The organism is Xanthomonas cassavae CFBP 4642 (genome assembly GCF_000454545.1).
In the GTDB taxonomy this organism is placed as follows: domain Bacteria; phylum Pseudomonadota; class Gammaproteobacteria; order Xanthomonadales; family Xanthomonadaceae; genus Xanthomonas; species Xanthomonas cassavae.
On sequence record NZ_CM002139.1, the window covers coordinates 588,306 to 598,576 of the forward strand.

The window sequence follows — 10,271 nt, forward strand, 5'->3', positions numbered from 1 at the left end:
GCGGCTGGCGACGGCGCTGCTGCGTTGCACACCTTGCCCAGAGCGCGTTTTGCGTATGGCAAGCAACTTCCATGGCTGAGGGATGGGGCTAATCAGGAAATGGGTTGCACTATCTCAACGACAAACAACGCCCCGCACTCGCCGCGCCAAGAGGACGCGCCTCCCCTTCCGCCGCAGACGCGGCAATCCTTTGTGGGTGTTGTAAATGGGCTGTTGAGCGATTTGCCCAAGCGTCGGCGTCGTGGCGGTTTGCTCTCCGATCCTGATATCTCCCTCGCCGGCTACTTGCTGAGCAAAGCCGTCATCGGGGATCCGGTCGAGCCCCAGGACATCCCTCGGCTGCACAAGGCGAACAACACGATGCAGGAGACACGGGCGCGCTTCCCATACGGACGCGGCAACGTCGCCACCGACATTGCCGTCAGCGATCACGCATCCAGTCAACATGCGCAGGCCGCACATGATGTGTTTGTCGATCTGGTGCGCGGCGCGGCGCCGGCGTCAATGCTCACGAATCCGACGCTGGGGCATGCGGTCGTATCTGAATTCGTCCAGGGCGGTCATTGCGCCGGATATGCTGCCGTAGCAACCATGCGACATGTACAGAAGCTTCAGCCAGAAGAAAGCGTCCACTATGTCCAGCACAACCATCAGGGCCATGACTGGGCTGAGTCGCGCGTGCCGGACGGACATCACAAGACCATCGTCCTAGACCCTTGGGCTCAAGGACCGGCGGTGTTTGCGTCCGACAGCAGATTTGCGGCAAATGCTCAACACACCCAAGAACGCTTGGCCTTGAATGCCAAGGACGGAGATGACATTGCCGCCAAGACGGCCGCAGGCGCGCAGTATCTTCTGGAAAACTGCCTCCCCCTGACTGAAACACACCTCAAGAGACTGAAAGCCCAGCAGTTCCATTGCGCGCCTGAGGAAGTCTGGCAACCGCAACCTGTGGTGAGCGATGCGTTTCGTAGACGGGTTCGGCAAGGTCTGGCTACATTGACCAACTCTTCAGAGCTTGGCTTGTCGCGGGCAGAGCAGAGCAGCAAGGCTTTGAAGAAGATGTCCATCAAATCGGCATGCGCACTGGGTTTCGGCAAGAAAGCAGCAAGCGCAGCTGCCGAAGACATTGCCGCTGCCGCATATCAGCTGGGCGAGCAGAGCCAGTAACCGGTGCTGGACCCAACCATGCGGGTGGGTCACATCAGTCCCAGACTCTAAACCCAGCCGGTACTCAGGGCGGGGGACGTCGAGCCAAGCATTTTTCACAAACTCCTGCGGGCACTTTTGAGCGCAATCTATTCATTACCGGGCTTGGGCGCGATCAGTTCCTTCTGCTCAGGTAGCGGACCGGGACGGAAGCGCCCTCCCGCTCGCGCTTGCGACACGGCAAACTGCACATCATCTTCAGTATCGGACTGACTCCTAATCGAGCTTTGCCTCTTCAATCCTTGCAATACACCCTGTGTCTCCCGATGAGTCGCCGACTCTTGCGTCGCTTGCTCATTCGTGGTCCGACCAGCGTGTTGCTCGACAACATATTCGCTTGCCTTCCCACTGGCACCTGTGACGTTGAAGCATCCCATATAAGAACTCCTAACTTGAGAGTGCGGGCTGCTAACTTCTCACGAAAAGCGTAAACCTGCTTTCGCCAAGCGAAAAACTCTTTGGACTGGCGAAACTGTGCCTAGTGATCGGGCGAAGCTGAAAACTAAACAACGTGCCTGGACCTCGTGGGTAAATGTGCTGCCGTGTGTAAACACCACGTTATTCAGTGGAATGTGGATCCGGGAGATGGCGGGAGGTCGGTGTGCGAGGCTGCTATTGCAGAGGGGCGGTAGAACTTCTCGAAAACCCTTTTCCGGCAAAAATTTAGCTCATTTTTGGCTGTTTTTTACACGAATCCCTGCCGACCCTCGGATAGACGCTACCAGGCGCTCGGCTTCGACCAGTGGCAAGCGGCTGATCCGATCGATCTTTTCAGCAATGACCACTTCGCCCGATTGCAGATCCTCGATCATGCGCAGCAACTCAGGGCGATCGGCGCGCGCACCAGAAGCCTTCTCACGATAGACGCCGGCGACGTAGAAGCCGGCGGCCTTGGCCTCTTGGACGATCGCGGCTTATCGCGTGAGATCCTGGCCATCAGTGCTGACGCGCTGGTAAATCCGAGCAACCTTGAAGGGTTCTGCAGGAGCACGCGCCATCAAATGCTACTCGCCAGATCGGCTGGGGTAGGAATCACGTCGGACATGGTGGCCTCTTGCTCGGCCTTTTTGGGTTAAACCTAAACGTACCATCAATTTTACGGGTGGCCCAATATTTTTTTGTTGACTTAAACGGACCACATAAAATGGGCCAGCCTAAATGGACCATTCATCCGATAGGGAGGTCTCCGGCTCCGGGGCGGCGCTGCGCGCCGGCCGTGGACAAGCCGGGGACGGCCTGGCGGCGGCGCCATCAAAAGCGGGTTTGCAGGGCAGGGGGAGGGCGGCTCCCTGTCGGCGGCGGGAGCGTTGCTCTCGGCGCTGAAGCCGCGCGTGCGCGGGTGAGGCGTTGTCCGTAGGGGGTTGATCTGGCACCTGATCGTAGTCGGCGCCGGCGAGGACGTTGGTGACACGATCGCGGACCTGCTCAGCTGCATGTGTGACCAAGACAGGGTTGTAAGCCGGAACCGCCAAAATATCCGCTAACTCACTGATGCAATGGATGAAATCCGATCTTGTGAGCTATTTTTACACGTATGTCGGCTGAACCCCGCTTTCAGGTCATCCAGCGTGACCAGTAGCATCATTGGATCGAGGGGCGACGGCTCAAATCCGATCCGCTCATAGAACGCCTTGGCGTCGGCCGAGAGCGCATGCACGAGCACCCCGCGAATCCCGATGGTGTCGGCGGCTTGGACGATGCGCTGCCCGGCATCTTTCACCAGAGCGCGGCCTAGGCCCCTGCCCTGCTGCGATTGATCTACGGCCAGCCTGCCAAGGACCACCACCGGAATCGGGTCCGGCATGTTGCGTCGGAAGCGTCCGGGTGCTGCGTCCACCGTGACCCCGCTCGATGCCAGCGCATAGTAGGCCACCACGCGGCCATCGTCGCAGGCGACGAAGGTTCGCGAAGCGCCGGTAGCCTGATTTTTCAGGGCACGACGCTTTAGCCACTGGTCCAGACTGTCCACCCCGGAGTCGAAGGCTTCAATGTCGTGGTGCGCGGCCAGCGGTTCGGGCGCTGATACCGTCATGCTTTCTCCCACGGGGCGGGCGTCTGCATGGTTTTCCGCAGGCGTTCGTTCGGCTGCGGCGGCATGTCCAGTCGTGCCAGAAAGGCCGCGTAGGCGTCCGGGCTGGCGGAAATGATCGTCTGGTCTAGTAACGCTTCCTCGGCGGCCGACCGGGCGGCTTCCAGCACGAAGTCGGTGCGGTTCTTGCCCCGTGCCTTGGCGGCGCGGTCGATCAAGCTCCGTTCCTCGGGCTTGATGCGGATGTTCAGCGTTTCACGCTTGCTGGGTGCGGTGCTCATCGTGGGCATGGCTCAATCTCCTGCGGTTTCATGTAAGTGTACCGCGCCGTAATGTCAATGTCATTACGTTTGTTTGCCCGGCGTCGTTAAATCGCTCCCCCTTGCCCCCGCTCTGTGTGTGAAATGACGAGTCCGGCCCGGTCCTGCGTGTTGCACAAGTCCTAAGTTTTGCGACTGCCGCCACAGCTCCGGAATTGCTGGCTTTTCTATGTTGCAAAACTTTGTCGCTTATATTCTATAATGTGCGACAACATTTGCGACTAAGGGCGGCCCTATGGCACGGCACAAACAAGACCCCGGCACGCTCGACCTGATGAGCGGCCGATTGCTCGTCGGCTATGCGCGGGTTTCGACCGACGACCAAGAGCTGACCAATCAGCGGACCGAGCTGCACGCGGCCGGCTGTTCCCGCATCTTCGCCGAGAAGATCACCGGCACCCACAGCAAGCGGGCCGAGCTGGCCCGGATGCTCGACCATCTGAGGGCCGGCGACGTGGTAACAGTGACGCGGCTTGACCGCCTCGCCCGCAACACCCGCGACCTGCTGGACATAGCCGAGCAGTTGCAGGCGAAGGGGGCCGGCTTGCGGTCGCTGGCCGAGCCGTGGGCCGACACGACCAGCCCGGCGGGGCGCATGGTTCTGACGGTGTTTGCCGGCATTGCCGAGTTCGAGCGGTCTCTGATCGTGGAGCGCACACGCAACGGGCGCACAGCGGCCAAGGCGCGGGGCGTTCGCTTCGGCCGCCGCCCTACCCTCACCCCTGCGCAGATTGCCCACGCCCGCCGCCTGATCGACGAGGATGGGCAGACTGCAACCCAAGCGGCCGCCTTGCTGGGTGTGCATCGAGCGACCCTGTATCGCGCCCTGACCAAGGAGGACGGCGCCAAATGAAGAAGCCGAAACGGATCATTCTCGACTACCCCGACCGGCCGAAGCCGCCGGAGCCGCTGACGCCGGAGGAGCAGACCCACGTCGATGACTTTTTCGCATGGATGGATCGGCAGGAGTCCGGGCCGATGCGCGAAGATGGCGAGCCGCTGACCGGGATCGAGGCCATCGACTATCCGCCCGGTAAGGCCCATCCCGGAAATGTCCGGAAAGATCGCCCCCATGACGAGGCGATGGCCGAGCTGTTCCGCGCAGACCCGGACCATGCAGCGGCGCTGCTGGATGCGGTACGCCGCGACGGGGACGCTGACGAGCTGCGCGGCCTTCTGCGGCAGCTTGCGGCGGCGTTCGGCCCGGAGTGGCCGGGGTTCACCGATACCGAGCGGGAAACGCTGGATCGCGGCTAAACGTGCTTGCGTGCTTTCTACTATTAGTGCTTGCTAGTTGCGTGCTTTCTGTTTATCATCCAATTGTCAAAACAAACTAAGAAGGGGCGACATGTGAAAACCCTAGTGTTGGCAAGTCAGAAAGGCGGGGCGGGCAAGACGACGCTGGCCGCGCATCTGGCCATAGCCGCCGAGCAGGCCGGCGTGGGGCCTGCCGTCCTTATCGACACCGATCCCCAAGGCAGTTTGTCGGCGTGGTGGAACTCGCGTGATGCGGACACTCCGGCGCTCGCGGCCGCGACGCTGGCCGAGCTGCCGGCGAAATTGGAAGCGCTGGCCAGCGCCGGTTTTAAGCTGGCCGTCATCGATACCCCGCCCGCCATCACCGATGCCATCCGGGACGTGGTGAAGCTCGCCGACCTTGTGCTGATTCCAACCCGGCCTAGCCCGCACGACCTGCGCGCAGTCGGCAGCACGGTGGACATTGCACAGGAAGCCGGGAGGCCCTTCGCGTTCGCACTCACGCAAGCGAAGCCGACCGCCCGCCTGACGGTGCAAGCGGTGGCCGCCCTGTCTGCGCACGGTCCCGTAGCCCCATCCATCGTGCATGATCGTGTGGACTATGCCGGCAGTATGGTGGACGGCCGCACGGTGCAGGAAACCGATGGTAAGGGCCGGAGCGCCGAGGAAATCACGGCGTTATTTGCTTTCGTGCAAGAACGCATGAACGATAAAAAGAAAGCTCGCAAAAAGGAAACCGTCTAATATGGCTACGAAGAAAAGCGCCGATCTTACCGGCCTAGTCGCCACCAAAGGCAGCGCCGCCCCAGTGGCCGATATGCCCCCCCGCACGCTCAAGCCGACGCCCACCAACGACGATCCGGCTAACAATGTGCCGTTGAACTTCCGCGTGTCGGCAGACCTACGCCGCCGGTTCCGCATGTTCGCCGCATCGCACGACCTCAAGCTAAATGAGCTGCTGCGACTGGCCTTCACCGAATACGAAAAGCGCCACAACAGCTAACTGCTGTGGCAGGAGAGCGCCCTATGGCCACGAAGAAGAACGACGACCCCCAGCAAATCGGGGCATTGCTAGGCAAGTTGGTGCCGCGCGACGTGCTGCGCACCGCTAATGCGGTATCGAAGAATCCCAAGAGGAAGGGCCTTACCGCACAGGACGAGGGGTCCGGGGAGCAATGGAACAGGGAAGTCAGTTAAGCCGATTGATCCGCGAACGCACCCAGGCCGGGCTGACGGCCGCGCGGGCACGCGGTCAGGTCGGCGGGCGACCCACAGGACTGTCGCCGCAGGCCGAAGCGACGGCGCTGGCGGCAGAGACCCTGTACCGCGAGCGGAAACTGTCGGTCGCCGCCATCGCACAGAAGCTGCACCTGTCCAAGAGCACGCTGTACAGCTACCTGCGACATCGCGGTGTAGAGATCGGTCCGTACAAGAAAACGGAGCAGCAACCATCAAGCATGTCGGCCCTTGAAAGCGGCAATGACGCCCCGCCGAAGGTCGCCACCATCCTGCTGACGCTGCGCATCGAGAACAACAGCAAGTTCGTGCGCGGCAAGAAGCGCACGATTGAGCACGTCGAGAGCTTTTACCTCGACCAATACGACGCCACGCGACGGCCGAACGGCGAATATGAGCTGAAGGTGCCCTATGACACCGACGAAGAACTGGATGAAGCTGTGAACGAATTGCTGACCGACATCGCCAGCGGTGCGGACGACCGGCACTGCTTCTCGGAGAGCGACGCGCGCATGGAGGGCACCGACCGGCACTGGTGAAGGCTTAACTGACTTCCCTGTTCCATTGCTCCCCGAACCCCGTTGTGCGCGGCGAGATGGGCTGTGCGTTATCCAGTCCATAGGCCTGCCGCGCAGCATCGGCGGCTAGAGCTTGACAAGGGTCGGCAGGGATTCGTGTAAAACACAGCCAAAAGTGAGCTAACTCGCTGTCAGAAAAGGGTTTATACGAACTCCCGCCGACCCTCGATATCATAAACCCCGCAGTCGGCTCATAATAAAGTCATCGGGATCCGGGAAATTGTCATCATCAGAATCAGATTGCACATCTCTAAGTAGTGCGCCCGCTTGTTCTGTAGAGACCTCGTATCCTGCAGCATGCATCTCTTTCTTGAACACCTGCGCATTTTCCCCGGGGGAGCTGTTTTTTGATCCAAGCACGAATTTTGAAGGAATCGACTGACCTGTCATGTATGCCGTGCCACGGGTCCTAGGATCCGAGATCAGATTGAAGCTGCTTCTGACGCCGATGGTGCGTAATAGTGCGGGATTATCCATGTCAGCGAACATGGCAAAATTCTTGGCTTCTTTCTTGGAAGAGGACAAATAATGATTGTTTGCGGATTCTTCCTGCGCTGCAGAGCTTAAATTCATAAACATATTTGCGTTACCTCCTGCCGTTGCGCCGTCGCGTTTGTGTGATTTTGAAAATCCGTTCTCCCTAAGAGATTTTAAATGCGGATGCTTTGTCCCGTGATATAAAACACTGCTGTCGTAGACTTTTTTGGCTGCGTCCCTTAGGCCGCTCTCATGCTGAGGCGACGAATCGAAATTAGAGCTCGATGCATGACTAGCACTTCTGATGGACTTTGGCATTTTAAATTCCATGGAGATGGAGGAGGGTGGAATATATGGGGGGCGCGGAATAAGATTGATACAAACATTCTGGTTGCCATATTTGATTTCGCATCTCTTACATCGGGCTTCGCTGCGGCGTGCAGCGTTTCGTGCTCTGCGCGGAATGGGACAGAGCCTTTGCAGCAGTTCGGGTAGTGGAAGAATCGCCAGAATTCGCGTTGGATAACACGCCAGCGCCGCATACATAGCAGGCGATTCCGAGGGTCGGATCTATTACCCGCACCAGACTACACTCACCCGTAAGGGAAGTGACAAACACGGAGGGCCGGCAGGATTCGTGTAAAAAGCAGCCAACAGCAAGCTAACTTGCAGTCAGCGCGGAACATTTTACGGACTTGGTCATCTGCTTGCTGCGTTTGGAGTTGTTGTATCTGCTGTAAGCAGCTGGAACCTGCCCAAGGCAATCCGAATCGATCTTGAATAATCGTCATCTGCGGTTTTGCTCCACGTGGAGCAAACTCAAAGGCTGAGCATCCCGACCTACTGCATGCGCTGAGTGTCGCCAGCCGCTATTTCTTATCACGGCAGATCGAGCCGGGTATTCATGCGACGTCGAATCCGCCACAGGGGTAACTGGCTCCCGGCGTCCCCTGTGAACTGGGTTGCACGCTCGCACTGCAACTGACGATTTGCGTCTGGGGAGGGTTCGTCCTTCCCAGACGTTACTTATTCGCCAACCGGGCGCGCTGGCCGCAGCTGCGCCAGGAGTTGTTCCAACGTGCTCAGGCGCACCGTGGCCCGCAGGGTGTCTGCCTCGGCGTGTTCCCGGCGCTGGCGCTCTTCGACCAGTTCGGTCCGCGCCGCCGACAGTTCGGTGCGCACGCCTTCCAGCGCGTGGAGATCGTCGGTCCAGCGCACCTGCAGGGCTTGGTGCTCGGCGGCCGCCAGGCGCAGCGCGTCGCGCTCGCGTTGCTGGGCGTCGGCCCGCTGGCGTGCCTGCGCCAGCTCCCGCTCCAGCCGGGTCTGGCGTTCCAGCCACTGGCCGTTTTCCCGGTTGAGCTGCATCAGGTCGTGGTTCTTGGCGGTCAATGCCTCGTTGGCCTGCCGTAGGGCGACCTGCAGCTCCTGCACCTGGTGCTCATGCCGGCGCTGTTCCTGCTCGCGCTGGTCCTTGACCGAGGTGCGGTAGTGCTCAAGGGCTTCCCTGGCGTGTTCGTGCTTGTGTTCCAACGATTTCGCATGGGCGTCGTGCTCGGCCAATCTGGCCGTGAGGCCCGCGATCCGCTCCTCCAGCTGGGCCAGTTCGGTGGTGCGGCGGGCCACTTCGCTCCTGGCAGCGTCGCCCGCCTCGCGTTCGGCCTGCAGCGCGGTCTCGCAGCGTTGCAGCTGCGTCATGAGTGACCCGGCCTCGTGTCGGGCCTGCTCCAGCGCTTGGGTGCGTTCCTGCAGCTGCGCCTGGAAGCGCGCCTGGGCCTGCGCCACGACCGTGTGGGCCTCGCTGTGCAACCGCTCGGCGAGGCGGGCGATGAGGTCTTGAAGTGCATCGCTCACGGCCATTTTCGCGCCAACGCCTTGCCCTTCCTCCTCTTCCAACTCCCTCAAATAGCGGTGGATGGTGGTCTTGGACCCCGTGTTGCCCAGCGCCACCCGGACCGCGTCCACGGACGGATGCGTGCCCGTGGCGCGCAGGCGATCGCGGGCGCGTTGCACATCGCTTTTGTACAACCCGGACCTTGCCATCCGGCACTCCACGTATTTCGTAACGTATTACATACCATGTAAATACATACTCCTCAATGCATTGAATGGACCGCCGATAGGCGTTGAACTCACGCGGGATAATCTAGAATTATCCCGCGTTAGCCGGAATTTTCGGCTACAGTCGCCCTGCGGCCGTACGAAACGGCGTTTCGGAGCGACGCGGTGAGCTCGGTCAAGCAGTATCTGGAAGCGGCAACCCGCGCCAACACCGAGCGCGCGTATGCAGGGGCGATCCGTCACTTCGAGGTCGAGTGGGGTGGTCATCTGCCGGCGACCGCGGAGCAGGTGGCGCGCTACTTGGCCGCCTACGCCGGGCAACTCGCGCTCAACACACTCAGGCACCGGCTCGCAGCACTGGCGCAGTGGCACCAGGTGCACGGCTTTGTCGACCCGACCCGGGCGCCGGTGGTGCGCCAAGTGCTCAAGGGCATCCAGACCCTGCACCCGAGCGTCGAAAAACGCGCCACGCCCCTGCAACTCACCCAGCTGGGCCAGGTCACGACATGGCTGGAAGACGCTGCGGCTGCGGCCCAGTCTCGCGGCGATCGCGCCGCAGAACTGCGGCATCTGCGCGATCGCGCCTTGCTGCTGCTCGGCTTCTGGCGCGGCTTCCGCGGCGATGAACTCACCCGCCTCCAGGTGAACCACCTGCGCCTGGTGCCGGGCGAAGGCATGACCTGCTTCCTGCCGCACAGCAAGAGCGATCGCCAGCACGCCGGCGCCACCTACAAGGTCCCGGCGCTGTCGCGCTGGTGCCCGGTGGCTGCCACCATGACCTGGGTTGCGGCAGCCGCCCTCCACGAGGGGCCACTGTTTCGCGCAGTCAACCAGTGGGGCGGGATTGCCGCCGCGCCACTCCACCCCAACGCCGCAGGACGGTTACGCCAGTACGTCGCTGCTGGCCCGTCTGCGGGCCGCCTGACCGGGGATGTACGTCGGAGGGTGCAATTCTTCACACACATAAGTACTGTAAGGCCATCAATAATGGTGTGGGAATCTCAAAAATGGGTCCTGATTAGCCCCATCCCTCAGCCGTAGTTGCAGGATCTGCGACGCTGCGGTTGGACAATGACCCCAGCTCAAGGCAACGGAGGTGGGAGAGGG

11 protein-coding genes and 3 pseudogenes (1 of these 14 only partly in view) are annotated in these 10,271 nt (G+C 60.9%); 9 read left to right on the forward strand and 5 right to left on the reverse strand.

Translation table 11 applies throughout. The features are described from left to right. Positions 1-79, forward strand: a pseudogene (locus tag XCSCFBP4642_RS0102495) (IS1595 family transposase); it begins 940 nt to the left of the window's first position. A 20-nt stretch (positions 80-99) separates the two neighbouring features. Further along, positions 100-1,170, forward strand: coding sequence for a type III secretion system effector avirulence protein AvrXacE2 (gene avrXacE2, locus XCSCFBP4642_RS0102500; RefSeq protein ID WP_029218399.1), 1,071 nt, complete (start codon positions 100-102; stop codon positions 1,168-1,170). A 746-nt stretch (positions 1,171-1,916) separates the two neighbouring features. Here avrXacE2 and XCSCFBP4642_RS26280 read toward each other — a convergent pair. The 3 genes and pseudogenes from XCSCFBP4642_RS26280 to XCSCFBP4642_RS0102520 form a co-directional block, all read right to left on the reverse strand. Then, positions 1,917-2,207 (reverse strand): annotated as a pseudogene (locus XCSCFBP4642_RS26280) (recombinase family protein); the annotation flags it as partial. 482 nt (positions 2,208-2,689) lie between these two features. Next, on the reverse strand, positions 2,690-3,241 hold the full coding sequence (locus XCSCFBP4642_RS0102515; protein WP_029218400.1) for a GNAT family N-acetyltransferase: 552 nt from the start codon (positions 3,239-3,241) through the stop codon (positions 2,690-2,692). Further along, positions 3,238-3,519: a type II toxin-antitoxin system TacA family antitoxin gene (locus XCSCFBP4642_RS0102520; protein WP_017166845.1), complete on the reverse strand. Its 282-nt coding sequence runs from the start codon at positions 3,517-3,519 to the stop codon at positions 3,238-3,240. Before XCSCFBP4642_RS0102520 ends, XCSCFBP4642_RS0102515 begins: the two co-directional genes overlap by 4 nt. Before the next feature lie 274 nt (positions 3,520-3,793). Between XCSCFBP4642_RS0102520 and XCSCFBP4642_RS0102525 the strand changes: the two genes are divergently transcribed. The 6 genes from XCSCFBP4642_RS0102525 (at position 3,794) to XCSCFBP4642_RS30360 (ending at position 6,590) form a co-directional block, all read left to right on the forward strand. Beyond that, entirely contained in the window at positions 3,794-4,411 is a 618-nt protein-coding gene (locus tag XCSCFBP4642_RS0102525) for a recombinase family protein (RefSeq protein WP_084624368.1), read from the forward strand. Then, positions 4,408-4,815: a hypothetical protein gene (locus XCSCFBP4642_RS30665; protein ID WP_029218402.1), complete on the forward strand. Its 408-nt coding sequence runs from the start codon at positions 4,408-4,410 to the stop codon at positions 4,813-4,815. The genes XCSCFBP4642_RS0102525 and XCSCFBP4642_RS30665 overlap by 4 nt, the downstream gene beginning before the upstream one ends. Positions 4,816-4,908: 93 nt before the next feature. Beyond that, positions 4,909-5,559 (forward strand): ParA family protein, encoded by a 651-nt coding sequence (locus XCSCFBP4642_RS0102535; RefSeq protein WP_029218403.1) that lies wholly within the window; start codon positions 4,909-4,911, stop codon positions 5,557-5,559. A 1-nt stretch (position 5,560) separates the two neighbouring features. Next, the gene (locus tag XCSCFBP4642_RS0102540; protein WP_029218404.1) at positions 5,561-5,818 is read left to right on the forward strand and encodes a hypothetical protein; all 258 of its coding nucleotides are present in this window, start codon (positions 5,561-5,563) and stop codon (positions 5,816-5,818) included. A 23-nt stretch (positions 5,819-5,841) separates the two neighbouring features. Further along, positions 5,842-6,012, forward strand: coding sequence for a hypothetical protein (locus XCSCFBP4642_RS29095; protein WP_160170351.1), 171 nt, complete (start codon positions 5,842-5,844; stop codon positions 6,010-6,012). Continuing rightward, the gene (locus XCSCFBP4642_RS30360; RefSeq protein ID WP_238532387.1) at positions 5,991-6,590 is read left to right on the forward strand and encodes a recombinase family protein; all 600 of its coding nucleotides are present in this window, start codon (positions 5,991-5,993) and stop codon (positions 6,588-6,590) included. Before XCSCFBP4642_RS29095 ends, XCSCFBP4642_RS30360 begins: the two co-directional genes overlap by 22 nt. Before the next feature lie 210 nt (positions 6,591-6,800). Here XCSCFBP4642_RS30360 and XCSCFBP4642_RS29345 read toward each other — a convergent pair whose 3' ends face one another. Then, the gene (locus XCSCFBP4642_RS29345) at positions 6,801-7,652 is read right to left on the reverse strand and encodes a type III effector (protein ID WP_167331369.1); all 852 of its coding nucleotides are present in this window, start codon (positions 7,650-7,652) and stop codon (positions 6,801-6,803) included. 480 nt (positions 7,653-8,132) lie between these two features. After that, positions 8,133-9,146, reverse strand: a complete 1,014-nt coding sequence (locus tag XCSCFBP4642_RS0102560; protein ID WP_029218405.1) for a DNA-binding protein — start codon at positions 9,144-9,146, stop codon at positions 8,133-8,135. Between the two features lie 183 nt (positions 9,147-9,329). Between XCSCFBP4642_RS0102560 and XCSCFBP4642_RS23870 the strand changes: the two are divergent. Then, positions 9,330-10,049: pseudogene (locus XCSCFBP4642_RS23870) on the forward strand (Tn3 family resolvase); the annotation flags it as partial. Positions 10,050-10,271: the final 222 nt, after the last annotated feature.